We start from the raw sequence: 24,825 nt of genomic DNA, 5'->3' as shown, positions 1-24,825 counted from the left end.
GACAATCAACAGAGTGGACCCTGCAAATGTCAATCGAACTCTCAATGTCTGACAAGCCGGGTGACGTGACGCTTTCTACGGTCGCGCCAGCCAGTCGACCGGGGAAGCCCGACACGTTGCTCAACATACGCAATCTCCGGATTGAGGCGACAGTCTACCCACCGGGCGAGAGCTCAAAGAACGTAATTCTCGTCGACGACGTTTCCCTGACGCTGAAACGGGGCAGGGTTTTGGGTCTGATCGGCGAATCGGGCGCCGGCAAGTCCACCATAGGTCTGGCCAGCATGGGTTATCGTCGCGGTGGCGTCAAAATAACTGGCGGCGAGGTCATCCTTAACGACCGTGACATACTGAAGGTCGGAGCAAGTGACATGCGCAAACTCCGGGGCCGCGAGGTCTGCTATGTTGCGCAGTCGGCTGCCGCCGCATTCAACCCCGCCCACCGGCTGATGGACCAGGTGGTGGAGGCGGCACTTCTACATGGCATGGCAACTCGGACCGAAGCCGAAAAGCGTGCGATTGCTCTGTTCAACAAGCTTGGCCTTCCTGACCCCGAGAACATCGGCAAACGTTTCCCCCATCAGGTTTCGGGCGGTCAGTTGCAGCGTGTCATGACGGCCATGGCACTCTGCTCGGAGCCTGATCTCATTGTCTTCGACGAGCCGACTACGGCGCTCGACGTCACCACGCAAATCGACGTGCTGGCCGCGATCCGTGACGCCATCCGTGACACCGGCGTCGCAGCACTCTACATCACCCACGACTTGGCGGTGGTGGCGCAGGTCGCGGACGAGATCATGGTGCTGCGCCACGGCAAGCTCGTAGAGCGGGGAATGACGCAGCAGATCATCAACCAGCCGCACGAGCAATACACGCGAGCCCTCGTTTCAGTGCATCACATCGATCACGAGCAGAAGGACGGCGGCACTGCGCCTATTCTATCAGTCAAAGGCCTGACAGCAGGTTACGGCGACGGAGCGATCAAGGTCTTACGCGATGTTTCCCTGGAACTTCATACTGGACAGACGCTCGCTGTGGTCGGTGAATCCGGCTCGGGTAAATCGACGCTGGCGCGGGTGATCACTGGGTTACTGCCGCCTTCGGCAGGCAGCATCCAGTTCGACGGGCGCGACCTTCCCCGTCGGCTGGCCGAGCGCTCGAAGGATAACTTGCGGCAGCTTCAGATGATCTATCAGATGGCGGATGTTGCGATGAACCCCCGCCAGACCGTGGCTACGATCATTGGCCGGCCGCTCGAGTTCTATTTTGGAATGCGCGGTGTCGAGCGCGACCAACGCGTGGCCGAACTGCTGGACAAGATCGAAATGGGAAAGAGCCTCGCGGACCGGTATCCGGCAGAACTGTCGGGCGGACAAAAGCAGCGCGTTTGCATCGCGCGAGCGCTTGCGGCAAAGCCCAAGCTGATGATCTGCGACGAGGTGACTTCTGCCCTCGACCCCTTGGTCGCCAACGGCATCTTGAAGCTCTTGCTGCAGTTGCAAAAGGACGAGGGGGTAGCCTATCTCTTCATTACCCACGATCTCGCAACGGTGAAATCAATCGCCGACACCATCTCGGTGATGTATCGCGGGCAGGTGGTCCGATACGGGCCAAAAGGCCAGGTTCTCGCCCCACCGTTCGATCCCTATACCGACCTTCTCCTCTCTTCCGTTCCAGAGATGGAGGTAGGCTGGTTGGACAAGGCTATCATATCAAGGCGCATGGAAAGCGCCGGGAAGTAACGGGGCTCCGGCGCCTCGTCAACGTCCGCGCCTGTCATCGCCTATTGCTTGCACCTTTAGGAAACCGAATTGTCTTCGGGCCCAACCTTAGGTGTGTCGAGCCCCCTTGTCCTGAGCTTTGCGATGCATGGGCCAGGCCCTGAACTCGAACGGAATACGCCCTTCGACTCGGTCCGATCGCGGGGACAGTCCGAACCGCTCACGATAGGCCCGGCTGAAATGCACTTGGCTCGAAAATCCTGATGCAATGGCAATCTCTGACATGAGCATATCGGTCTGAGTGACGAGGCCGCGCGCTCGATCTAACCGGATATCGCGATAGTAAAGTGCGGGAGACTTACCAACGTATTGTTTGAAGAGCCGGTCGAGCTGCCTTTGTGAAACATCCGCCTTGTCGCAAAGCTCCGGGATTGAGAGCGTCTGCTCGAGATGCAGCTCCATGATCGAAATGACGTGCCGAACAACCTTAGGTGTCGTTCTACCCAAGGGCTCTGCACCAACCGGATTTTGCGACGTACCGGCAGGCCTCAGCATGGGGTGGAAGATGTACCTTGCTGCAGCATTCGCCAAAGCGTCCCCTGCGCTTGCCCGAATGAGATGCAGGGCAATGTCGGCCGAAGCGATCCCGCCGCTGCAGGTGAAACGCTTTCCGTCATGAATGAATAGGTCTTCCGAGACTTCGACATGTGGGTAAAGTTCCTTGAAGGAATCGATGTGCTCGTAATGCACGGTGGCACGTCTCCCGCTCAGCAACCCGGCTTCCGCAAGGATAAAAGCACCTGTGTCGAGCGCTCCGATAATGCAACCGGTACGCGCCCATTTCCGGAGCAAAGCGAGGAGGTGAGGCGTACTTGCCGTCTCTGGTGTCCAACTCGCTGAAACCACGACGATTTCGAACACATCCTCCTGGACCTCAGTCAGCTTTTCGGTCTGAACGGCAATCCCATTGCTTGCGAGACACGACCCTCCAACTAGAGACGCTACGACCCATCGAAAACGCGTCAAGCCTTCGAGGTAATTCGCCGCCCGGAATGGGTCGACGAACGCCATCGTCGCCGCCAGGTTGAAGTTCGGCATCACAAGGATGAGAATTTTCATTGACCGTCCGCTTATCGATGTTTGTCCAAAATACGCAAATTGATGTCTGGCAATGTTAAATTGACTGTCGGGATTGTGCAACACTTCGAGGAGATCGGGTTCAGTAAGAAAGTCGCGACACGAAATTTGGCTACCAGATCCGCGCAGCCTTGCTGACCTCGCGCCAGATCTCGGATCTGAGCAACTGCCGGCATAAAAACTCAAAAAGGGAGCATAGCAATGGTCAAATGGGGTGAACGTTCAAACATGGATATGAACCGAAGGAGTATCCTCAAATCCGCAGCTGCGGTAGGTGCGCTGGCGGTCGCTTCGTCAAGCGGGATTCTGCCTGCCATCGCCCAGCAGGCAACTCCGAAGAAGGGGGGGCATTTCAAACTGGGAGTCGCCGCTGGCGCCACATCCGATACTCTTGACCCTGCAACCTACGCGGGCTCCTTTACCAACGTGTTCGGGAAAACCCTTCATGGCTGTCTTACGGAGGTAAACGCGGAGGGCAAACTAGTCGGTGAACTGGCCGAGTCCTGGGAAGGATCAAAAGACGCCAAGACCTGGACTTTCAAGTTGCGGCAAGGGGTCGAGTTCCACAATGGCAAAAGTATGAATGCCGACGATGTCGTCGCATCCATCAATCACCATCGCGGGAAGGACTCAAAATCAGCAGCCAAGAGCATCGTTGACGCAATTGACGATATCCGTGCGGATGGTTCGGGGACCGTTGTTGTTGCTCTAAAACAAGGTAGTGTTGACTTCCCCTTCCTTGTCGAGGAGTTCCACTTGGCCATTCTCCCATCGAAGGATGGCCAAGTGGATCTTTCGGGTGTTGGAGCCGGGGGTTATGTGCTGGAGAACTTTGACCCGGGCATCAAAGGTACGGCCAAACGTTTCGCCAATTATTGGAAGACGAACGCGGCTTGGTTTGACTCCGTCGAGCTTCTTGCGATCCAGGATGCCGCGGCACGCACAAACGCGCTGACGACAGGCCAGATCCACGCGATTGAAAGGTGCGACCTCAAAACGGTACACCTGCTGGAGAGGAATCAAGGTCTGGAAATTGTGTCGATCGGCGGTACACAGCACTACACGATGCCGATGCTCTGCGATGTCTCGCCGTTCGACAACAAGGATGTACGGCTCGCCCTGAAATATGCCATTGATCGCCAGCAGCTTCTGGACACCTTGCTCCGTGGATACGGCCAGCTCGGTAACGATCAGCCGATTTCAGCGTCAAATCGCTTCTTCGCAAAGGACCTACCGCAACGCCAGTACGATCCCGAAAAGGCAAAGTTCCACCTTAAGAAGGCGGGGCTGTCTGATCTTAAGGTGAACCTCTCGGCTTCAGACGCCGCCTTCCCAGGCGGGGTCGATGCGGCGGTGATTTTTCAGCAGAATGCCGCCAAAGCCGGCATCACCATTAATGTTGTCCGCGAGCCGAACGATGGCTATTGGGACAATGTCTGGCTTAAGAAACCCTTCTGTCAGAGTTATTGGGCAGGCCGACCAACGGCGGACTGGATGTTCTCACAGGCCTTCGCCGCTGATGCCATTTGGAATGAGGGCCATTGGAAGAACGCTCGTTTCAATGAATTACTGATCGCTGCCCGTTCGGAAGTTGACGATGCCAAGCGTCTGCAGATGTATACTGAAATGCAGACAATCTGCAGCGATGACGGCGGCGTGATCATACCGGTGTTCGCCAACTACGTCAGTGCCCTGTCCAAGAAGGTCGGTCACAGTAAGATAGCTTCCAACTGGGATCTGGATGGCTTCCGGTGTACGGAGCGCTGGTGGTTCGCAGAAGCCTGAGCCTGTCGAAAGATTGCTATGACACCTATTATTAAAATTATTGGTCAGCGCGTCGCACTGGGCGCGCTGACCCTTTGGATTGTGTCCCTCATCATTTTTATTGGCATCCAGTTCCTTCCTGGGGACATTGCGACCGAAATGCTGGGACAATCCGCTACTCCTGAAACCGTGGCCGCTTTCCGCAAGAGCCTCGGCCTGGATACCCCCTTATATCTCAGGTATGTTGGCTGGCTTTGGGGTATATTTCACGGGCACTTCGGAACGGCCTTGTCCAGTGGCCGTGACATTGGGGAGCTTATCGCCCCAAGGCTGTTTAATACACTTTTCCTCGCGCTCAGCGCTGCGCTGATTTCCGTCCCTATAGCATTGCTGGGAGGAATTGTGGCGGCACTTTACCGAAACACTTTTATCGATCGCGCGATCAATGTTCTCACACTCGCCTCCATCTCATTCCCGGAATTCTTCGTTGCGTATATGCTTATATTGTTTCTGGCGGTGCACGCTGGCGTCCTGCCCAGCCTCTCCGACGTCGACGCGAGTACACCCTTCCTGATGCGACTGAATGCAATCGCTCTACCCGCGCTGACCCTGGCAGTCGTCGTGCTGGCTCACATGATGCGCATGACCCGGACTTCAATCGTAAACCTTCTGGGTAACCAGTATATCGAGACCGCCCGACTGAAAGGCATGTCCGAATGGCGTGTCATGGTCCGGCACGCGTTTCCTAACGCTCTCGCTCCAATCGCCACCGTTATCGTCTTGAATTTAGCTTATCTCATTACGGGCGTGGTCGTAGTTGAAGTCGTCTTTGTATACCCCGGTCTCGGCCAACTGATTGTTGATTCTGTCCAAAAGCGCGACATCCCGGTGGTCCAGGCATGCAGCCTGCTGTTTGCCGCAACATACGTTCTGCTGAATCTGACTGCGGATATCCTGTCGATAGTCATGAACCCTCGGCTCATGCACCCAAAATGAACGTTGGCAGATCGACCGACAGAGCGAGTAATGTGAGATGACGTCTATCCAACCCAGTATCGTGCGGAAAGGTGCCAGGAAATTTGCATCGGCGCCATTCAGCGCGAAATTCGGAATGGCGATCATTGCTCTCTATTTTCTGGCAGCATTCTTTGCACCGCAGATCGCCCCGTACGGCGAGGCCGACATCGTCGGCGCTCAATTTGAGCCTTGGAGCTCGACCTTCTTGCTCGGCACGGATAATTTGGGCCGGGATATGTTCACCCGCCTCTTGTACGGAGCGCGCAACACGATTGGCATTGCGCTGATGACTTCAGTGCTGGCATTCTCGATCGGATCGACAGCCGGGCTTATAGCTGCAACCTTTGGCGGTTGGACTGATCAGCTGCTTTCCCGTTTCGTGGATATATTGATGTCGATACCGCAGCTGATCTTTGCGCTTCTGCTGTTATCCATATTTGGGACGTCGATTCCCTCTCTCATCGCCATCATCGCCGTGCTCGACTCCACACGCGTTTTCCGGCTTACCCGAGCGGTGGCCATGAATGCCGTGGTTTCGGACTACGTAGAGGCCGCCAGGCTACGAGGTGAAGGGCCCATATGGATCATGAGCCGCGAAATCCTACCCAACATCCTGCCGACATTGATAGCTGAGTTCGGTCTGCGCTTTTGTTTTGTCTTCCTGCTAATCAGCGCGCTATCCTTCCTGGGCCTGGGTATTCAGCCGCCTACCTCGGACTGGGGAACGATGGTTCGCGACAGCTCAACCCTTATCGTATACGGCGACATCACGCCTCTTTTGCCGGCTGGTGCCATCGCACTACTCGCGGTGGGGGTCAACCTGGTCGTGGACTGGTTCCTTCACTCCGCCAGCGGACTGGAAGCATGAGCCGCTGGCCCTTCCATCTTAAATTCGGTGCAATGAACCTGGGCAAGCGAGGCGCCGCGTTGGTCCCCGCTTCCAGACAAGGAGGGTAAAATGTCTCTTGTCCAGCTCTCCGAAAATCTCTGGCGTTTTCGAGATACTTGTAACGTTTACGTCCTGAAAAGTGGCAGTGAGTGCCTGCTGATCGATACCGGATCAGGTGCTGTCTTAAAGCACCTTCACGCCATCGGACTCGAACGAGTCGACTGGGTTCTGCATACCCATCATCACAGAGACCAGTGTTGGGGGACGCATGTTATTCAGAAGGCAGGGGCAAAAGTTGCCGTGCCAGAATTTGAACGTCATTTGTTCGACAACGTCGAGGCTCAATGGCAGTCTCGCCGCATCTTCGATAACTACAACAACAGCAATACGTTTTTTTCGCTAGGAGAAAACCTCCCGGTGGATGATGTTCTCGAAGACTATGAGACCTTCGCTTGGAAGGGATACAAATTCCGCGTTTTGCCGGCCAAGGGCCACACATACGGAATGATCAGCCTAATTACAGATGTGGACGGTGAGAAGGTTGCCTTCACAGGCGACTTAATGTCGCGAGGTGGAAAAATCTACCAGCTTCACGCTATGGAATATAGCTATGGTGACCTCCTTGGCGTCGAATTTACAATGCAATCCATCCTTGCTTTGAAAAAGGAGACCGTTAGGACAGCCTATCCGTCCCATGGGGAACCAATCACCGAGGTAAAGACGGATATTGAAAGTCTTGAAAACAGGCTCGAAATACTCGCAAACGTAGGGAAACTGCATACGGCAGGCCGAAATAATCCCTTTGCTGATATGCAGACTATTCGTGAGAGCAAGCTGCGGCCTATCAGTGATCATCTGCTGTGGGCCGGGCCGTATACCAGTTCTAATTTCTACATCGTACTAAGCGGAAGCGGACACGCGATGATGATTGACTATGGGTTTGTTTCGCTGGGGCATGTCCATTGGGGCCCCGAACACGATAGCCTGCAAGCCCTGCGTTTCGTCGAGCACCATCTCGATCAGCTGCGCGACGATTATGGAGTGCGGCATATTGAGCTCGTTGTTCCGACTCACATCCACGACGACCATATCTCCGGAATACCATACCTCCAACGACATTTCGGCACCAAATGTTGGGCTCTCGATTGTGTAGCGGACGTAATTGCCGATCCCGCAGCGTGGGCAAGTACGCCTTGTTGCTACCACAAACCGATCGACGTTGAACGGATCCTTCGTGATGGTGAGATCTTCCAATGGAGAGGGTTTGATTTCGAGGTTTACTACGCCCCAGGCCATACCGAATATCACGCCCTCATTGTGGGAACTATTGATGGCAAGCGGGTTGCTTTTGGCGGAGACAACTTGTTGCTTTTCAACCCTCAGAACGGAAGGATTGCTCGCGAGATTGCTTCCCAGAGTACAGTTTTGCGCAACAGCTTTCAGTTGGACATGTTACGTCGCTGTAAGAGTATACTACGGTCAGCGGGGGCCGATCTCCTCTGCCCCGGGCACGGAGAGCTTATTGTCTTGGACCAGTCGAGAATAACCGAGTACACAGATTACCTCAAAGGTGCGGAGGCAGCCTTTCTCGGCGTCGTAGATGCACCGGCAAATCATTTTATAGATTTATTTTGGGTACGGATGCTGCCATATCTTTCGGCCGCGCGCCCAAATAGCATGGTGACCTACACGCTCAAAATCCGCAACAACTTGGAACGCACTGCCCTCTACAGCGCATGTCTTCTACCGGCATTTGGTTGGGGCGCGGATGGAGAGACCAAAAGCATTACGCTTGAACCTGGGCAGCGAGGCGAGCTGCTGCTCCTGGCAACAGCCCCTTCTCAGGTGGATCTACGGCGGAGGCTTATTACTGCCGAAATCCTGATCGACGGTGTATCACAGGGTCCTGTCTGCGAAGCCCTCGTGTCAACGGTGCTGACGTGAAAATCTCAAGATCTCACGGGGGCTGGCGTGTGGGCTCTCGCAAATGGCGGGGATTGTTTTGACAGCGACATCTAGCACTACTTTGGCAGATTTTTAGCGGAGAGGGTTCTGCAGCAGTGGGGACAACGGATTGGGGGCGGCTGCGCGAGCGCGGTGAGGATGGCTTGCCTGACGGCGGGTAGGCTCGGTTGGGGCGGCGGGCCGAGGATTCTTTTTTCCCCCTCCCGCTTGTTTGAGGCGGCGAGATTGCAGGAAGGCGTAGGCGATCATCGTCATCAGCGCGTGCCGGTGCAGGCCCGTCCATGAGCGCCCCTCGAAGTGGTCGAGGCCAAGTTCCTCCTTGAGCTGCTGATGCGCCTGTTCGCAGACCCAGCGCGCCTTCATGGCGCCTGCGATCTGCTTGAGCGAGGCGTCGGCGGGCAAGTTGGAGAGGTAGTATTTGCGCTCGCCGGTCGAGCGGTGCTCGCCGATCACCCAGACCTCCTCGCCAGGCAGATGCTGAGCGCCCATGTCGCGGATGCGCTGGGGTGGGCCATCTGCAACCCGGACACGGACAGCGGCGAAGCGGGCCGAGAGGCGGCCTTTGGTGCCACGCCGCCAACTGACCGTCCGCCATTGGGCTTTTTCCAGCATCGCCTGCGCGGTCATCGACTTCACATCGGGGATATGCCGGCGGCGCGGGCGGCCGTGTCCGGCAACGGGGAAGATCATCGCCACGTCGGCGGCATAGACCTTCTGCTTGAACGGGATACCGACGGCCCAGGTAAGGCCGCGCTCGGTGAGCGCCTGCCGGAAGGGGGCGCTCAAGCCATATCCGGCATCGGCGAGCACGCAGCCAAAGCGTAAGCCGGCTGCGCGAGCCCGGTCGATCTCGGCCAGCGCGATTTCGGGCTTGGTCCTGTAGGCACGATGGTCCTCGGGCACACCGGCACGGTCGAGCCGGGCGGGATCGGAAGTCCAGCTCTCGGGCAGAAACAATCGCAGCCCCACCATGACCGGCACTTCGCCAGAGGCCAGCGTCAGCGACACCAGCGTCTGGCAGTTGGCGTTCTTGCCAAGCGCCGAGGCATATTGCGGCGCGACGTCGACCGAGTGGCGCCCCTTCTTGGGGAGCGCGGTGTCGTCCACGATCAGCCACGCATCGTTCCCGCCAACTTGTTTGTCGGCCTCCGCGAGCAGCACCTTCTCCAGCGGCGCAGCATCCCACACGCCGCTCGCGATGAAGTGGTGCAGCTAGTCATAGTTGACGCCTGCGTCGCGCGCCGCCATCGGTTGGACGCTCTTGCGATCCCCAAGGCCAATCAGCCCAGCAATATAGGCCGGACACATCCGCGCACGCGTCTTGTGCCTCAACGCCGAGACGAACGGCTCAAGCCACCGCTCCAGATCGAGTTGCCAATCCCTGTTCATGGCCGGCCCCTCCAAAAGCCGACCTCTCATGAATCACGCAAAACGGCTCTTGGGAATCCTCGAAACGCTCGCGGAGCTAAAATATCTGCCAAAGTAGTGCTAGGCTTCGTGGACAAAGGGCAGCCAGTTTGATTGAGGCGAGCGCCACGAAGCCAAGATAGGATTCCTTGGTCTTGTCGTAGCGTGTGGCAATATGGCGCCAGTTCTTCAGCTTGTTAAACAGGCGTTCGACGAGGTTGCGCCAACGGTATTTCTCGCGATCATGCGGGATGAGGGCGCGGCGGTTGCTTTTGGCGGGGATGACCGCTTGGACGCCGGCTTTGGCGATCTCTTCGCGGATAGCGTCGGAGTCATAACCCTTGTCCGCCAGGAGCGCCTCGATACGGTCGGCGATCATTCGAAACAGCGGGCCGAAGCCTTGAATATCATGCGCCTGGCCAGGTGTCAGGAAAAGCCGAGAGGTCGGCCTTTTCGCCTTTTCCGTCGCACCGCGCATGGAGTTTGGTGGTGAAGCCGCCGCGCGATCGGCCAAGCGCCTCAGTTTCCTGAGTCCCCTTTTTATGCCGACTGCACAATGATGTGCCCGGACAACGGTGCTATCGATCATGTTGGCGGTGGCATCGCGTTCCACCATCTCGGCGAGCGTTTCGAGCAGCGCATCGAACACCCCCGTCGCGACCCATCGCCGGTATCGGCGGAAGACGCTGTTCCACTTGCCATATTCATCAGGCACCAGGCATCAGGCAGATGAGGCCATTGCGCCTCGGTTCGGGCCATACATATCATGCCTTCGAAATAGCGCCGATTTTCCTGCGCCGGACGGCACCCTCGACCCCGCTGTGCTGGCAGCAGCGGCCCGATCAGTGCCCATTCCTCGTCCGATACCCCAATCCGGTCGCCCAACGCTGCCTCCAAAAGACAGCCTTGAATCAGCGACCGAGTCTAGCGTCAAGCTTTGTCCACGAAGCCTAGCCTAGCCTTCATGGCAGAGTCCGGCACTGGCATTCCAAAAGAAACGCCGAAGACGGTAGCCCAATCGCTGACGCTGAGGTTCGTGGTGATGACGACGCCGGTACGCTCGTTGAGCGTGCTCAACAATCTAACAGCGCCCGCCTGATGCGCTGAAGGGCAGGTATCCGAGCTCGTCGAGGATGACGAGATCGAAGTGGGCGAGCCGATTGGCGATCTGGCCTGCCTTGCCCTGGCCCTTCTCCTGCTCGAGCGCGTTGCCGAGAAGTCCCCTCTAATCAGCCCAGCATGGCCCTGGTCAGTGGTCAGTTCCCGGCGGAAATCGACAGCCAGCCTCAAATGACGATCGTTGCTTCGGTTGCGCTGCGTAGTTCGTCATCGGTCACGCCGTCGGCGAGTTCCACCAGCTTCAACCCACCGTCGACGACATCAAGGACGCCAAGATTGGTAACAATCCGATCGACAACGCCTTGGCCCGTCAGCGGCAGTGTGCACGCCTTTAGGACCTTCGACTCCCCGGCCTTGTTGGTATGGTCCATGACGACGACCACCCGCTTTACGCCGGCAACCAGATCCATTGCGCCACCCATGCCCTTGACCAGCTTGCCGGGGATCATCCAGTTGGCAAGGTCACCGCTCTCCGAAACTTCCATCGCGCCGAGGATAGCCATGGCGATCTTGCCGCCGCGGATCATTGCGAAGCTTTGCGCAGAGTCGAAGAAGGCCGAATGCGGCAGTGCCGTCACCGTCTGTTTGCCGGCATTGATGAGGTCGGCGTCGACCGCGTCTTCGGTCGGGAAGGGACCTATGCCGAGCAGGCCGTTCTCTGACTGCAGCGTCACGTGTACACCCTCGGGAATATGGTTGGCGACCAGCGTCGGAATGCCGATGCCGAGATTGACGTAGGTGCCGTCTTCAAGTTCGCGCGCGGCCCGTGCCGCCATCTGGTTCCTGTCCCAAGCCATTCGTCTCTCCCTGCCCTCAAGCTGCCGCGCGCGTTGTGCGCTGTTCAATGCGTTTCTCGTGCTCGCCCTGGACCAGGCGATGCACATAGATCCCCGGCAGATGGATCTGATCAGGATCTAGGCTTCCGGCAGGTACAATCTCCTCGACCTCCGCCACGCAAATCCTTCCGCAGGCGGCGGCCGGCGGGTTGAAGTTGCGCGCCGTCTTGCGGAAAACGAGATTGCCGGAGGTATCAGCCTTCCACGCCTTCACAATTGACAGGTCGGCAACGATGCCGGTTTCAAGCACATAATCCTCGCCATTGAAGGACTTGTGCTCCTTGCCCTCAGCGACCAGGGTGCCTACACCGGTCTTGGTATAGAAGCCGGCGATGCCGGCCCCGCCAGCGCGCATGCGCTCGGCGAGGGTCCCTTGCGGATTGAATTCGAGGTCCAGTTCACCGCTCAGGTACTGGCGCATGAACTCGGCGTTCTCGCCAACATAGGACGAGATCATCTTCTTGATCTGCTTCGTCTTTAGCAGCACACCGAGTCCGAAATCGTCGACGCCGCAATTGTTCGATGCAATCGTCAGCCCGGTCGTGCCGGCGTCCCGGATCGCGCCGATCAACAGCTCCGGAATGCCGCAAAGGCCAAAGCCCCCAGCCGCAATGGACATGCCCTCAAACAGCAAGCCATTCAGTGCGGAACCGGCGTCATTATAGACTTTATTCAACTCACTCCTCCTTGTTATCTTGATATCTGGACGCTTCGCTGATCCAACTCGTGAACTTACTGGCTAGGTGCTGTCGAGCGGCATTGCCCGTTGACCGCGTTGAAGTTGCCTATGGGCGAGATCGTGTCACTCGTTGTCGGGCTTCGCTATGTTCTCGACCGCGGTTGAAAGGATCTTGTCGTGGGCCGAAATGCGGGCCGGGAAAGACAAAGCAATTGCGGCGCCGTTTCGCGGATTTTGACTAATTCCTCTGCTCAACGTGTACTGGAGTTCCGGATGGGCCTCGATGAGAGCTCTGAGTATCGTCATAATCCTCGGGCATTGGCGGAATACAGCGACTCTCGCGCCGGACCAACGAGCGTCACTCGGGCGCCTTCCTCTTGATCGCGATTGCTCTGCCAGCGCGGACAGGCGGGCGCAGCGACGCGTGGTTGGCTTGCACCCGTTCCAGGTTCGCCAGGATGTCGGGAGGAAATGGCACCACCCTTGGACCTGACATGTCGACATGGAGGGACAGTTGTTCGCAGGTAGCCGCCAGCCATCCGTCGACGTGGCGAAGCTCTTGGTAGAAGCGCATGCGCTTCTCGTCGTGGTCTAGCAGCTGGAATGTTGCGGTGACGCTGTGTCCGAAGTGGAGTTCCCGGACATAACAGACGTGCACTTCGGCTGAATAGCTCGTTAAGGCGCGCGTCCGGGCGTACTCGGCCCCAAGCCCTATCTTCTCGAACGCGTCTTCTCCGGCACGGTCGAAGAGCACGTTGTAATAGGCCATGTTGAGATGGCCGTTGTAGTCTATCCAGCCCTTCTCGATTTGCATGGCAGGCGAAATAAACATGGTCAAATACGCTCCACCTCTGGCTGCGGCGACTGTGGCGTCGATAGCTGGTCTGCTTGGGAATTCATGTGCCCCCCTATATGTCAGCCAGGCGATCCATACGCAGGCACTTGTCCACCATCTGCCGGCCGCTTGGCACGCCTTTGGTATGCGCGCCATGGCACAGACACCAGTTAGTCCCACGGAGTACGAACGTGGTGACGGACCTGTCCGCATACCACCGTCGATGGGTCTTGTAGTTGTCGCGTGCAATGTTGCGGGGATGTGCTGCCGCCTCTTCCGGCGTAAGGACCGGTTCCAAGCAGGGATCCGTGCCTTCCAGCAGCGGCTAGGCTCAATGGCTTCCGATCTCGGCAAGTCGCATTACAGCGTCCACAGCAACTGCGCCTCGGCCCTCTGAGCATACGATTAGCGGGTTGATTTCGGCTTCGATTAAGCGGTCCTCGTTGGCGCAAGCGAACTCGGCGAGCTTTTGTATGGCATCAACAGCCGCATCCACATCGGCCTTAGGTCGGCCGCGCCAACCGTCGAGCAGCGGGAACAGCTTGAGGCTGCGCAGGGCCGCGGCTATGGTCGCAGGCGACACCGGTAAAAGGAGTGTTGCGGTATCACGCAGGAGCTCGGCTTCTGTACCTCCCATCCCGATTGTAAGAGCGAGGCCCATAGGATCCACTCGGCGTATTCCCACGAGTAGCTCGGCGACACCGTCCTTCACCATTTCTTCGACTAAGAAGTGACGAATGGAAAGCTGAGGGACGCTTTGTTCCAACTTTTCGGCCATTGTGCGGACTGTCTGCCACGCCGCGTCTGGTGTACTCAGGCGAAGTGCGACGGCTCCCAGCTCGCTTTTGTGTGCTAGCTCCGCACTAAGCGCTTTCACGACCACCGGAAATGCAAGCGTGTCCAACCCTTCCGTTTGATCATGTTTAACGATGACGCTACGCGGGACGGAAATGCCGGCACGTTCCAGTTTGGCTTTGGCGGCTGCCTCGTCGATAGGTGCCCCTTCGCCTAAATTGCTTTTGTATTCCGGGAGGAGAATTTCCTCATCGGCACGCAGAGCAAGCTCGCCGCTCAGCTCGGAAAAGCGAATGGCATTTGCCACGGCGCGCATACCATCTTCCATGCCCATCAACGGGACCAAGCTTTCGCCGATCATTCGCTCGCGAACACTCCTCGGCAAGTCTTCGGGCAGAGTGTTGATGAATGCAGCAGGAACGCCGCGTTCCCGTGCCGCTTGTGCGAAAGCCTTCGACGTAACATCCCAACCCGCCGGGTCCCAGCCGCCTTCTGGCGGATAGCACATTACCTGCAGAGCCAAGTCGTAATCGTCCGATAAGAACGACTTATAGATGTTTAAATTTTGATCCCAATCCGGGGTGTTGCTGTGCGCAGATGATATGTCAAGCGGATTGGCAGGATGGACAAAAGCCGGCAGGTACTTTTCCATTTCAGCCGATGCCGCCGCTGTCGGTGGCTGCAAGTCAAGTCCATGTGCCTCTGCAACGTCGCTGCCATGCACCGCATACGAGCCAGAGCTGGTTGCAAATGCCGTTCGTCGCCCTTTCACCCGAGGCGCCAACGTCAGCATCTTAAGCGTTTCCAGCGCCTCTGTGGCTGTGCGAACCTCGATAAAGCCTAAACGGCGGAACAGGGCCGACGTCACCATATCGTCGCCAGCCAAAGAAGCCGTGTGTGATTGGGCCGCGCGACGGCCAGCGCTCGAGCGACCGCCTTTTAGGACAACGACCGGTATGTCCTTGCGCGCCGCCTTAAGGCCTGCAGCCGATAGGCCTTGAGCATCTGCGATCCCCTCGATGTAGAGATTCACCGCCCGAACGCGGTCATCGTCAAGGATGACATTCATAATATCAGCGACTGAGACCATCGCCTGGTTGCCGAGCCCCACGGCATAGGCTACTGGCATCGATCGGTCAGCACCTCCGAGATCGGAAAGATACGCGCCGCCATTGCTTATCAGTGCAACGCCACCATTCCCTTCATGATCTCCAAAATGGTCCATCATGAAGACGGATCGGTCAACGAAGTTGCCCACTCCCGGGCAATTGGGTCCTATGACCGGCATATCTCCTGCCGCTTCCACAAGTGCCAGCTGGGTTTGTTCTCCCCCTTGCATTTCCGAGAAGCCTGAGCTGTTGCAGATGGTTCCCGCGACGCCGAACTGCGAAAGCTCCCGGACGAGTTCAACGACGCTGGTATTTGGAACAGCTACATAAGCCACGTCCGGTATTTCAGGTAGGCTTGCGACGTTGGGCACACAGCGGATGTTGGCGATCTCGGTACGACGCGGGTTGACAACGTGGATGCGACCTTGGAACCCTCGCGAACGGCAGTACTCTATGGCAGTGACCATGAAAGGTCCGCCAATGAATACTGCACTTTGCGGGGTCAGCATGCGCTTCAGACGCCCAAGTTTGCTCGCGGCGACGGTATGGTCTCTAACGTCGGTTTCTGCGAGAGTTGGCGCGGTCTGCGCACGACGTGCTTTGTTGGGCATTAAAGTCCTCTTGTACTTCCTCGACACACCGATTTGATGTTGAGGGGGCGAAGTCTTGGAGCGTATCGCTGACACACTCAGTTTTAGTTTATCCCCTGCGAACCACGTCGCGGAGGATCAACGTCGTGCTAGCGATGCCGGGTGGCGAAGGGCCTGAGAACGCGCAACCCTCAGTCGAGTCCTTCATATCGTGCTTGAGCGTGGTCCAGCGCCGCTCTCAAACCCTTTTCAGCTGTCATCTGGGTGAACTCGGCATATTCGGGAACCGGCTGCACACCCAGCATTGACATCAGCTCAAGATAGTAGTCGGTCGCGCCCTTGAGCCCCTGCATTTCGTAAACGCGATTCAGATACATCTTGTGCATTCGTTGCATGTCGGGCGGCATTCGTGCCATGAGCGTAGCTTTCCGACGCGTGGCCTCATGAAGTTCGTCAGGAGGAACCACTTCGGTGATCAGTCCCATATCCTTGGCTTCATTTGCTGACACGTCGCGCGCTGTGAGCAGAAGGTCCTTTGCGGTCTTCATGTTCACCAACCAGGGCATGAACATGCAATGACCGGAAATGCCGTAGCGAACTTCGTTATAGCCAATCTTCGTATCTGAAGAAGCGATTGTTATGTCGCAAAAGAGGGCAAGCTCAAATCCCTTACCGATCGCAAACTTATGAACGGAAGCTATAACCGGTTTGCTGATGGTCCACGGGGTTGTGAATTGATCAAACTGACGAAAATACTTCATGCGATATCCATAGATGGACGAACGATCGTCGTGCGCGTCCTCATACAGATCGTGACCGGCGCAGAACCCGCGGCCGGCGCCGCGAATAACCACCACATTTATATTGTCATCAAAGTCGGCACGGAGAAGAGCGGCCCGGAGCTCAGCGAGCAGGCGCTCATTCATGGAGTTCATGCTGTCTGGCCGATTCAGCGTCAGCCAGCAAACGTGTTCCTCATCGACTTCATAAAGGAGGTGCTCGTACTCTGTAGTTTCATGGGAAATTATTTCCATCACTCTCTCCTTGTGTTGTTAACTCTTGAAAAGCGGTCTATCTCGGGATTGCGCCGAGCCCGACCGGCGAGCCTATCCAAAGCGCAGTTGCTTAGGTTCACGGGCAGCGTGAGCACGAATTTCGGCATCGGCAATGTCGGAAGCTCCAAAACTGCCCCTTACCTGTGATGGTGTTTGGCCGTGGACTCTTTTGAAGCTTCTCGTAAAATGGGAAGCGTTCTTCAGGCCAACCTCCAGCGCGACCTCAATGTTCGAAGCCCTCGTCTTTGAGATCATTCGTTTGGCGTAATCCATGCGAATCTGTCTGAAGGCTCGTGCCGGGGAGAGCCCTGTTGTTTCGGTGAAGACCCGCTCGAGCTGCCGCCGCGAGACACCGATCCTTGCTGCCAGATCTGCAATCGTCATCCCGTCGAGGTTTTGCTCCATGGTCATGAGCGCAACCTTGACGTGGATGTTGCTGAAATCCTTAAACAGAGGCCGTCGAGGCTGGATGTGCACAGCAGGTCTGGCCTGGTCGATCTGAAGAACCTCGAGCGCGTTCCGTTCGGCCCGGCCGCTGATGTGGCGTCGCACCAGTGTGGCTGCCATATCCGCAGCACTGGTTCCGCCGACGCAAGAACCGCGCCTCCGATCGAGATTGAAAATACAGTCCGCGCGGACGGGATTGTCCGGAAAGCGTTCGCGGAACTCCTTTATATGCAACCAGCTTACGCAAGTCTGATGATACCGCATCAATCCTGCTTCGGCCAAGATGAACGATCCCGTACAGACGCCGATGAGCGGCACCTTGGCGGCTGCTGCTCGTTTGAGAAAATCGATGGTCTCGCGATCGACCGGATTTTCATCATTGAGAAGACCTCCGACCACGACGATGTACTGAAATCGGCTTGGGTCGACAAACGCTGACGTGGGAGCGACGCTAATACCGCAACTCGAGGTAATGAGGTTGCGGTTGCTGCTCATGACTTGCCAGTCTGCGTTTACACGCCCTGAATGGTCCAACTCATCGCTTGCGAGTCGGATTGTGTCGACAAACAGCGAGAAGGCTGAAAGCGTGAATGAGCGGGCGAGGATAAATCCGATTGTGAGCTTCTGGGGTAAGGCGGTCATGTTGCAACCTACGTGATGGGCTAAGTGCCGAGCGCCCGAGTGATCAGCAATGCAGAAGCGATTTGAGATCGATATCCAAATCGGTGACGACCTTGGGGTCGGGCGATTTCCCGGCTTCGATCAGACGCTTGGACACCATGAATGCGGCAGGCTGGTTGATGGCATCGACCGCCAGGAGTTCGTCGCCCCGGTAGTGCCAAATGGAGAGGGCGCTTTCGGAGATCTTTCTCAGGACTGCTGAATCATGCCCTGCGGCCAGTCCAACGATCTGTAACTTGATGTCGAACTGATCCGACCAAAACCAAGGCTTTGCTGCATAGCATTCAGAAGCCAGCATGATCGTCTTTGCGACGGCCTCTCCCTGGTCGATACCGTTTCCAACGCTTTCGAGCCGTATACGCTGCCCCTTCCAAGGGAATGACGCACAATCGCCGGCGGCCAGAATGGCCGGATCAGAAGTCCGGCATTGGGCGTCAACCTTGATACCGTTGTCGATTTCCAATCCGGCCGCCTGGGCCAATTCGACATTCGGGTGAATCCCGATGCCGACGATTACGAAATCCACATCGAACGCGCGCCCGTCTTTCATGTGAGCCCGCGTCACCCGGCCATCGCGGCCGGTCAGCATCGCCAACTCGACGCCCTCGCAAATCTCCACATCGTGGCTTCGGTGGAGCTGCTGAAAAAATGTTGCCGTTTGAACCGACGCCACGCGCTGCAATATCCGCGGCGCGCTTTCGATCAGGGTGACCCTTAGTCCAAGCTTTGACGAGACGGCAGCGGCTTCGAGGCCGATATATCCGCCACCGACAACAAGTACATGGCGCCCCACCTTGAACTCCGGCGCCATTTTCTTGGTGTCCGCGATGGACCTGACATAGTAGACACCTTCAAGGTCTCCGCCTTGTTCCTGGTTCAAGAGCCGAGGCCGAGACCCGGTCGCAAGGACCAGATGGCTGTAAGGGAGAACGGACCGGTCGCTCAGCAATACGTTCTGGCGCCGTCTGTCGATTTCTTCAACCTGGGCTCCGAGACGAAGCCGAATCGCTTTCTGCTCATAAAAAGCGAGCGGCCTCAAGAACAACCGTTCTTCAGTGATATCGCCCAGCAGATACCCTTTGGAGAGCGGCGGACGCTGATACGGTGGCTGTGCCTCGTTGCCGACCAATGTGATCGACCCGATATGCCCAAGGTCCCGCAACTTCGCACAGACGGAAAAACCTGCCTGTCCGGCTCCAACGACGACGACTGGGTCGTTCTTATCGTTCGTCTCGTTGGTCATGCCAAACTCCCCTCAGTTCGCGCGCAGGGGCGCTATCGCCTTCAGCATTGCGGTGATGAGGTCGTCGCGATGCGCTGACAAATCCGCAGGGGTCTGGCCGTCAGCTGCTTTTGCGATTCCAGAAACCAGTTGTTTCGCAAGCTCGGGTTCCAGATGAAGGACCCCAAGATCGTCCCACCAGCGATTGAAGCTGTCCGTATAGCGCTCGCAAAAGGCGGCTAAGCCACCTTCTCCCGCGCCGAGGTGGAACAACATTGTTGGACCCATGGCAGCCCAACGGAGGCCCGGTCCGGCCCACATCGCCTTGTCTACGTCTTCGACGCTTGCCACGCCTGTCTTTACGAGATGAATTGCCTCGCGCCACACGGCGGCTTGCAGGCGATTAGCCACGTGGCCTGGCACTTCGCGGTTGACGCGGATAGTGACCTTGCCGGCGCTGGCATAGAAGCGCTCGACTGTTTCAATGACGCCGTGACCCGTCCGCTCATTGCCCATTACCTCAACCAAAGGAATGAGGTGCGGAGGATTGAAGGGATGCCCAAGGACAAAGCGGGACGGATCCTTCCACCCGGCTTGCATTTCGCTGAGAGTCAGCCCCGAAGCGGACGTCGCCACGACGGCTTCGGGCGCTATCGCAGGCTCAATAGTAGCGTAGAGCTCATGCTTGATAGGAAGCCTCTCGGGAACGCTTTCCTGGATGAACTGGGCGCCATCAACGGCCTTGGTCGCCGACTTATGAAAACTGGCCCGGTCCGGGTTGCCGTTCTTGGCTAGGCCGAGGTCTTTCAGCACTGGCCAGGCATTCTCCACGTACTTCCTCACCTGGGTTTCAGCGGAGTCTGAAACGTCAAAAACGGAGACGCTGTAGCCCGAAGCCAGGAACAACGCCGTCCAGCTCGCGCCAATGACGCCCGCACCAAGTACTGCCGTGTGCTTGAGATCAGACATTCAAAAAAATCCAGGTTGCAAGGGAGATGCTGCGGTGAGCCCGCCGTCGATGATGAAACATTGGCCGGTCACAAACGAAGCCTGGTCGGAAACCAACCAGGCCACCGCATTGGCAATATCTTCTGGCTCGCCGAGCCTGCCGACTGCATGCCTGGCGACCGCATCTGCCTCGGCTCGCTCGGGATCGCGGGCTAAAGCAAAACCTTCTGACGCCATAGCGGTCCTGATCCACCCGGGGCTTACGGCGTTGCAGCGTACCCTGGGCCCGTGATCGACTGCGATGGAACGGGTCAAGCCGTGAACGAACGCCTTTGAGGCGTTGTAGACGGCCATCCGGGGATCCGAAACGTTGCCGGAAATAGATCCTATATTGACGATGCTGCCGCCGTGTTCTGACATTTGCGGCAATACTTCGCGGCACATATTGAAGGTACCCTTGCAGTTGGTGCCGACCACCAGATTCCAGTCGTCATCGCTGGTCTCAATGACGGTTTTTTCAAGCTGAACCCCGGCATTGTTGACCAGAATCGCCGCGCTGCCGAAGTTCTCGCTTGCCGCTCTAACCATCGCCGCTGCGCCGTTGCTGTTGGCAATGTCAGCCTGAACCCAGACTACGGAGTTTGACAGGTCTTGAGGTCGGCTACCCCGACCGCAGGTCACGACGCTTGCGCCATCCGCAAGCAGGCGGTCGACGATGGCGCGGCCAATTCCCCGTCCGCCTCCTGTCACGATGGCCACCTTGCCGTCCAATCCGGTTTTGTTTGCCACCTTACGTTGCCCTCGGTTGGCTCATTTATGTGAGATCATGACATGGCGAACGGCTGTATACGCATTAAGGGCGTAGATAGACATGTCGCTGCCGGTGCCGGACCCCCTCATGGCCGCCCATGGCATCTCGGGCGTCGCGACACCGTGCGCGTTGACCCAAGTGAAGCCGTAGCGGAGGCGTTTTGTTACCGACATGGCCGTTCCGACGTCACGCGTCCAAACGGAAGATGCCAGTCCGTAGCGGCCCGAATTTGCTATCCGTATGGCATCCGCGACGTCTGAAAATCTGGATATTGTGACGACTGGTCCAAAGACCTCGCTCTCGGCAATCTCAGCATCGTTGTCGACGTTGGCGATCACCGTAGGCTTGTAAAAATAGCCGGGTCCATCGCCCACGGCGCCGCCAAGCACGATCTCGGCTGTTCCCCGGGCTCGTTCCACGAACCCGGCGACCCGATCCCGGTGTGCGGCCGATACAAGCGGCCCCATTTCCGTCCCTGGGACCCTCTGTGCTCCGACCTTGATCTCCGCGACCTCCGAGGCGATAGCGGCAACGAGGGCGTCATAGACACTGTCGTGGGCCAGAACCCGGCAGGGTTGGGCGCAATCCTGTCCCGCGTTGAAAAAGCTGGCCCCTCGGAGAGTCTTCGCAACGCTTGGAATGTCAGCGTCGCCAAACACGATGACCGGGGCTTTCCCACCCAGTTCGAGGTGAACATGCTTGAGCGTCTGCGCTGCGGCACGCATGGCGGCCATGCCGGTCGCCGGCGATCCGGTAATAGCGATCACCTCGATCTCGGCGGCTTGGATCAGCCGATCTCCAACCGTGGCGCCTCGACCGTGGATTACGTTGAGAACGCCTTTGGGCAGGACCGACGCCAAGAGTTCGGCAAGATACAGGGTGGACAGCGGGGTGGTTTCCGAAGGTTTGAGGACGACGGTGCAACCGGCCGCCAACGCTGCGGCAATCTTCCAGGCCGCCATCATCAGTGGGTAGTTCCAGGGAGTAATCGCCGCCACCGGCCCCAAAGGGTCCCGCCGGATCATGCTCGTGTGGCCCGCAACATATTCCCCCGCCGCCGATCCCGTCATCGTGCGAATGGCACCTGCAAAAAAGCGAAAGGTGTCAACGATGAGGGGCAGCTCGTCATTGTATGCCGACGGCCAAGGCTTCCCGACGTCCAGGCTTTCCAGTTCGGCCAACTGCTGGCCGTTTGCCTCCATGAGATCGGCAATGCTCAGGAGAAGGCTTGATCGATGCGCCGGTGAAGTCAGGGAAAAATGCTCGAAGGCCTCGGCAGCCGCTCGCACGGCTGCATCAACCTGTTCAAAACTCGACTCCCGGACCTGAGAGATTTCCATGGCCGTTGCTGGATTTACGATCGCATGGCGCTCGCCATCGCCCTCAACCAGTTCGCCATTGATAAGAAGCTTGGTCGACATGCTAGAACGCAACCTGGTCGGCACCCTTAAGGTGCAACCGCTTGCGGACCTCTTCCGGGGTGGCGATGGTGCGCCCCAGATTTTCAACGATCGAGCGGATTTTCCGGACCTGTTCCGCACTTGATTTGGCTTTCTCGCCGGGTCCAATGTAGAGACTGTCCTCCATTCCGACGCGCAAATTGCCGCCCAGCAGGGCGGCTTGGGTCGTGAACGGGATCTGGTGTCGGCCGGCCGCCAGCACAGACCACTCGTAGTCGTCCCCAAACAGCCTTTCGGCGATTGTGTGCATGTGGACCAGATTGTCGAGATCGGCTCCCACGCCTCCCAGGATCCCGAATACCATCTGGACGAAGAAGGGCGGCTTGACCCAACCCTGGTCCACGACCCAAGCGAGGTTGTAGAGGTGGCCCAGATCATAGCACTCGAATTCGAAGCGGGTACCATGCCCCTCCACGAGCTCACGCAGCGAATATTCGATGTCGCCGAACGTGTTGCGAAAGATGAAGTCCTTGGTCATGGCCAGGAATTCAGGCTCCCAAGCGTGCTTCCAGTCCTTGTATTTATCGAGCATAGGAAAGATGCCGAAATTCATGGAGCCCATGTTCATGGAGGCCATCTCGGGGCTGGTTCTCAAAGCTGCCTGGAGGCGCTCCTCGCGGGTCATGCCGAGCCCGCCGCCCGTCGTGATGTTGAGGACTGCGTCACAGGATTGCTTGATGCGTGGCAAAAACTCTTGAAACAGTTCCGGCCTGGCGTCGGGCTTGCCCGTTTCGGGATTACGGGCATGCAGATGGATGATGGCAGCACCTGCTTCGGCAGCTTCAATGCTGGCTTGCGCGATCTCGGCGGGGGTTATCGGCAGGTACTCCGACATTGTCGGCGTATGGATTCCACCGGTCGGAGCGCAGGTAATGATTACTGGTTTAGCCATTTTCAAAGTCTCATCTGCTGGACTTGGGCTGACAGCCCACCGTCAAGGATCCAAAATTGTCCACTTGCGTAGCGTGCTACTGTCTCTTGGGAGCCGATTGACGAGGTTGGTGACATCGTCAGGAGTTCCGTAATTTCGGATCGGCTATACGTTTCGCACGGCATCGCGGAGGGCTTCGACCCTATCGCCACCGCTAGGGCGCTACTCGCGCGTACGCGTCGAGGACCAGTCCGTGGAAATGATGCAGGGCGTGCTCAGACTGTCCTGACCCAGCGGGATCGTTCACGATGCGGCCTTGCTTGAAGGCCGGTGTGTTCATGCCCTTTTGCACGCTTTCGACGAGACCAATGTCCTCAGCCTGAAGCACCTCGTCGAGGTACCTGATCGTCTGCAGTTCGGTCGCATCCGGTTCCTTGCTTTCAAGGAAAAAGTCATAGGTCTCCAACGTGCGGTCTGGGCCTGCTGGTATGATGCTCAGCACGATCATCGACGACCGGCCCGGATAACGCATCAGGCAGGTGTTGGGCCACAGCCACCAGACCGCATGAGTCCGCACCGTGGCGTTCGAAACGTCATAGGCTGTATTGGCCGACTTGCCGGCATCGGCCATATGGCTTGAGTAGATGCCGTGGCTCGTCACCTTGTAGGTCTCCATGTCGACCAGCGAACAGAAGTCCTTATGTGCTGTGGGGCAGTGGTAGCATTCAAGGAAATTGTCGACGATGTTCTTCCAGTTTGACTTGATGTCGTAAGTCAGCCGATGGGCGAAGATGAGCTTGTCGATGTCTGGCGCCCAGTGGCGAATCTCCGTTTCCAAATCCCCGGTTTGCGATTTGAGAGAGGGAGCCGACGGATCGAGATTGACGTAGATGAAGCCGCAGAATTCCTCAACTTGGACTTGGTCCAGGCAGATTTCCTTGGTCGAGAAGTTCTCGAGCGTTTCGGTGTGCGGAGCGCGGACCAATTGGCCGTCAAGGCGGTAGGTCCAAGCATGATAGGGGCACATGATCTTGTTTGAGTTGCCTTCGCCGGACAGGAGGGCGTGGGCACGGTGTTTGCAAACGTTGTAGAATGCTCGCAGGACGCCTTCTCGGTCTCTGACGACAGCGACCGGCTGCCCGGCAATCTCCACGGCAACGTAGTCGCCCGGATTCCTGACCTTTTCGACATGGCAAACCCACTGCCAGGTCTTGGCAAGAATCGCGCTCACATCCACTTCATGCCAACGCGGATCTGTGTAGGCATCACTTTTGAGAGAAAGCGATGCAGATGGATTTGGTGAATATCCTTCCTTGATTGAGGTGAAATCTTCATGGGAAGGGAGCGGAGTCATCTGAGTGCCTTTCTTTCGTGCTGCATTGCCGGAGTTTGATACCGCAGGCTGAAACAAACTGTGCGCAGTTCGCCTTTGGTTTAGCATTTTCCGACCTTGGCGCGCTGCACGGC

General features: G+C 57.5%; 19 protein-coding genes and 3 pseudogenes. 5 read left to right on the top strand and 17 right to left on the bottom strand.

Annotation, left to right across the window (positions count from 1 at the left end; all coding sequences use genetic code 11):
* The first annotated feature begins 44 nt into the window (after nt 1–44).
* Nucleotides 45–1,742, top strand: coding sequence for an ABC transporter ATP-binding protein (locus NKJ08_RS20930; protein WP_502906346.1), 1,698 nt, complete (start codon nt 45–47; stop codon nt 1,740–1,742).
* Nucleotides 1,743–1,829: 87 nt separating this feature from the next.
* On the opposite strand, the gene NKJ08_RS20925 is transcribed toward NKJ08_RS20930, so the two are convergent.
* A complete protein-coding gene (locus NKJ08_RS20925) occupies nt 1,830–2,840 on the bottom strand; it encodes a GlxA family transcriptional regulator (RefSeq protein WP_352783121.1) in 1,011 nt (336 codons plus the stop codon).
* A 219-nt stretch (nt 2,841–3,059) separates the two neighbouring features.
* On the opposite strand from NKJ08_RS20925, the gene NKJ08_RS20920 reads away from it, so the two are divergent.
* The 4 genes from NKJ08_RS20920 (at nt 3,060) to NKJ08_RS20905 (ending at nt 8,472) form a co-directional block, all read left to right on the top strand.
* Entirely contained in the window at nt 3,060–4,643 is a 1,584-nt protein-coding gene (locus NKJ08_RS20920) for an ABC transporter substrate-binding protein (protein ID WP_352783118.1), read from the top strand.
* 18 nt (nt 4,644–4,661) lie between these two features.
* The gene (locus NKJ08_RS20915; protein WP_352783115.1) at nt 4,662–5,618 is read left to right on the top strand and encodes an ABC transporter permease; all 957 of its coding nucleotides are present in this window, start codon (nt 4,662–4,664) and stop codon (nt 5,616–5,618) included.
* A gap of 115 nt (nt 5,619–5,733) precedes the next feature.
* On the top strand, nt 5,734–6,507 hold the full coding sequence (locus NKJ08_RS20910) for an ABC transporter permease (RefSeq protein ID WP_352783112.1): 774 nt from the start codon (nt 5,734–5,736) through the stop codon (nt 6,505–6,507).
* Between the two features lie 90 nt (nt 6,508–6,597).
* A complete protein-coding gene (locus NKJ08_RS20905) occupies nt 6,598–8,472 on the top strand; it encodes an MBL fold metallo-hydrolase (RefSeq protein ID WP_352783110.1) in 1,875 nt (624 codons plus the stop codon).
* Between the two features lie 93 nt (nt 8,473–8,565).
* Here NKJ08_RS20905 and NKJ08_RS20900 read toward each other — a convergent pair.
* The 16 genes and pseudogenes from NKJ08_RS20900 to NKJ08_RS20825 form a co-directional block, all read right to left on the bottom strand.
* Nucleotides 8,566–9,919, bottom strand: a pseudogene (locus NKJ08_RS20900) (IS701 family transposase).
* 39 nt (nt 9,920–9,958) lie between these two features.
* Nucleotides 9,959–10,615 carry an IS5 family transposase gene (locus tag NKJ08_RS20895; RefSeq protein ID WP_352783107.1) on the bottom strand — a complete coding sequence of 219 codons (657 nt, stop codon included), beginning with the start codon at nt 10,613–10,615 and terminating at the stop codon, nt 9,959–9,961.
* Nucleotides 10,616–10,671: 56 nt separating this feature from the next.
* A pseudogene (locus NKJ08_RS20890) lies at nt 10,672–10,785 on the bottom strand (hypothetical protein); the annotation flags it as partial.
* A 114-nt stretch (nt 10,786–10,899) separates the two neighbouring features.
* Nucleotides 10,900–11,116 (bottom strand): annotated as a pseudogene (locus tag NKJ08_RS20885) (ATP-binding protein); the annotation flags it as partial.
* A gap of 70 nt (nt 11,117–11,186) precedes the next feature.
* Nucleotides 11,187–11,816, bottom strand: a complete 630-nt coding sequence (locus NKJ08_RS20880; RefSeq protein WP_352783104.1) for a 3-oxoacid CoA-transferase subunit B — start codon at nt 11,814–11,816, stop codon at nt 11,187–11,189.
* Between the two features lie 16 nt (nt 11,817–11,832).
* Nucleotides 11,833–12,531, bottom strand: a complete 699-nt coding sequence (locus NKJ08_RS20875; RefSeq protein ID WP_352783102.1) for a CoA transferase subunit A — start codon at nt 12,529–12,531, stop codon at nt 11,833–11,835.
* A 361-nt stretch (nt 12,532–12,892) separates the two neighbouring features.
* Nucleotides 12,893–13,366, bottom strand: coding sequence for a thioesterase family protein (locus NKJ08_RS20870; RefSeq protein ID WP_352783145.1), 474 nt, complete (start codon nt 13,364–13,366; stop codon nt 12,893–12,895).
* A gap of 334 nt (nt 13,367–13,700) precedes the next feature.
* Nucleotides 13,701–15,740: an acetate--CoA ligase family protein gene (locus tag NKJ08_RS20865; protein ID WP_352783099.1), complete on the bottom strand. Its 2,040-nt coding sequence runs from the start codon at nt 15,738–15,740 to the stop codon at nt 13,701–13,703.
* Nucleotides 15,741–16,054: 314 nt separating this feature from the next.
* Nucleotides 16,055–16,897 (bottom strand): enoyl-CoA hydratase/isomerase family protein, encoded by an 843-nt coding sequence (locus tag NKJ08_RS20860; protein WP_352783097.1) that lies wholly within the window; start codon nt 16,895–16,897, stop codon nt 16,055–16,057.
* Nucleotides 16,898–16,969: 72 nt separating this feature from the next.
* Nucleotides 16,970–18,007 (bottom strand): GlxA family transcriptional regulator, encoded by a 1,038-nt coding sequence (locus tag NKJ08_RS20855; RefSeq protein ID WP_352783094.1) that lies wholly within the window; start codon nt 18,005–18,007, stop codon nt 16,970–16,972.
* 43 nt (nt 18,008–18,050) lie between these two features.
* Nucleotides 18,051–19,289: an NAD(P)/FAD-dependent oxidoreductase gene (locus NKJ08_RS20850; protein ID WP_352783092.1), complete on the bottom strand. Its 1,239-nt coding sequence runs from the start codon at nt 19,287–19,289 to the stop codon at nt 18,051–18,053.
* Between the two features lie 12 nt (nt 19,290–19,301).
* Entirely contained in the window at nt 19,302–20,237 is a 936-nt protein-coding gene (locus NKJ08_RS20845; protein ID WP_352783089.1) for a 3-hydroxyacyl-CoA dehydrogenase NAD-binding domain-containing protein, read from the bottom strand.
* The gene (locus NKJ08_RS20840) at nt 20,238–21,005 is read right to left on the bottom strand and encodes an SDR family NAD(P)-dependent oxidoreductase (protein ID WP_352783087.1); all 768 of its coding nucleotides are present in this window, start codon (nt 21,003–21,005) and stop codon (nt 20,238–20,240) included.
* A gap of 21 nt (nt 21,006–21,026) precedes the next feature.
* Nucleotides 21,027–22,448, bottom strand: coding sequence for an aminobutyraldehyde dehydrogenase (locus NKJ08_RS20835; RefSeq protein WP_352783085.1), 1,422 nt, complete (start codon nt 22,446–22,448; stop codon nt 21,027–21,029).
* A gap of 1 nt (nt 22,449) precedes the next feature.
* Nucleotides 22,450–23,379, bottom strand: a complete 930-nt coding sequence (gene kce / locus NKJ08_RS20830; RefSeq protein ID WP_352783142.1) for a 3,5-dioxohexanoate:acetyl-CoA acetone transferase — start codon at nt 23,377–23,379, stop codon at nt 22,450–22,452.
* A gap of 193 nt (nt 23,380–23,572) precedes the next feature.
* The gene (locus tag NKJ08_RS20825) at nt 23,573–24,712 is read right to left on the bottom strand and encodes an aromatic ring-hydroxylating oxygenase subunit alpha (RefSeq protein WP_352783082.1); all 1,140 of its coding nucleotides are present in this window, start codon (nt 24,710–24,712) and stop codon (nt 23,573–23,575) included.
* Between the last annotated feature and the right edge of the window lie 113 nt (nt 24,713–24,825).

This window comes from Mesorhizobium sp. M0244, from assembly GCF_040321795.1.
Taxonomy (GTDB): Bacteria; Pseudomonadota; Alphaproteobacteria; order Rhizobiales; family Rhizobiaceae; genus Mesorhizobium.
Note: the sequence above shows the minus strand (reverse complement) of the source record. Positions and strands in the feature narration are given on the sequence as shown.

Coding starts and splice junctions, on each gene's coding strand:
- NKJ08_RS20865 (WP_352783099.1), bottom strand. CDS start 15,740: ATGGTCACTGCCATAGAGTACTGCCGTTCGCGAGGGTTCCAAGGTCGC.
- NKJ08_RS20910 (WP_352783112.1), top strand. CDS start 5,734: ATGGCGATCATTGCTCTCTATTTTCTGGCAGCATTCTTTGCACCGCAG.
- NKJ08_RS20925 (WP_352783121.1), bottom strand. CDS start 2,840: ATGAAAATTCTCATCCTTGTGATGCCGAACTTCAACCTGGCGGCGACG.
- kce (WP_352783142.1), bottom strand. CDS start 23,379: ATGGCTAAACCAGTAATCATTACCTGCGCTCCGACCGGTGGAATCCAT.
- NKJ08_RS20915 (WP_352783115.1), top strand. CDS start 4,662: ATGACACCTATTATTAAAATTATTGGTCAGCGCGTCGCACTGGGCGCG.
- NKJ08_RS20905 (WP_352783110.1), top strand. CDS start 6,598: ATGTCTCTTGTCCAGCTCTCCGAAAATCTCTGGCGTTTTCGAGATACT.
- NKJ08_RS20870 (WP_352783145.1), bottom strand. CDS start 13,366: ATGTTTATTTCGCCTGCCATGCAAATCGAGAAGGGCTGGATAGACTAC.
- NKJ08_RS20880 (WP_352783104.1), bottom strand. CDS start 11,816: ATGGCTTGGGACAGGAACCAGATGGCGGCACGGGCCGCGCGCGAACTT.
- NKJ08_RS20855 (WP_352783094.1), bottom strand. CDS start 18,007: ATGACCGCCTTACCCCAGAAGCTCACAATCGGATTTATCCTCGCCCGC.
- NKJ08_RS20850 (WP_352783092.1), bottom strand. CDS start 19,289: ATGACCAACGAGACGAACGATAAGAACGACCCAGTCGTCGTCGTTGGA.
- NKJ08_RS20825 (WP_352783082.1), bottom strand. CDS start 24,712: ATGACTCCGCTCCCTTCCCATGAAGATTTCACCTCAATCAAGGAAGGA.
- NKJ08_RS20835 (WP_352783085.1), bottom strand. CDS start 22,448: ATGTCGACCAAGCTTCTTATCAATGGCGAACTGGTTGAGGGCGATGGC.
- NKJ08_RS20920 (WP_352783118.1), top strand. CDS start 3,060: ATGGTCAAATGGGGTGAACGTTCAAACATGGATATGAACCGAAGGAGT.
- NKJ08_RS20845 (WP_352783089.1), bottom strand. CDS start 20,237: ATGTCTGATCTCAAGCACACGGCAGTACTTGGTGCGGGCGTCATTGGC.
- NKJ08_RS20860 (WP_352783097.1), bottom strand. CDS start 16,897: ATGGAAATAATTTCCCATGAAACTACAGAGTACGAGCACCTCCTTTAT.
- NKJ08_RS20930 (WP_502906346.1), top strand. CDS start 45: ATGTCTGACAAGCCGGGTGACGTGACGCTTTCTACGGTCGCGCCAGCC.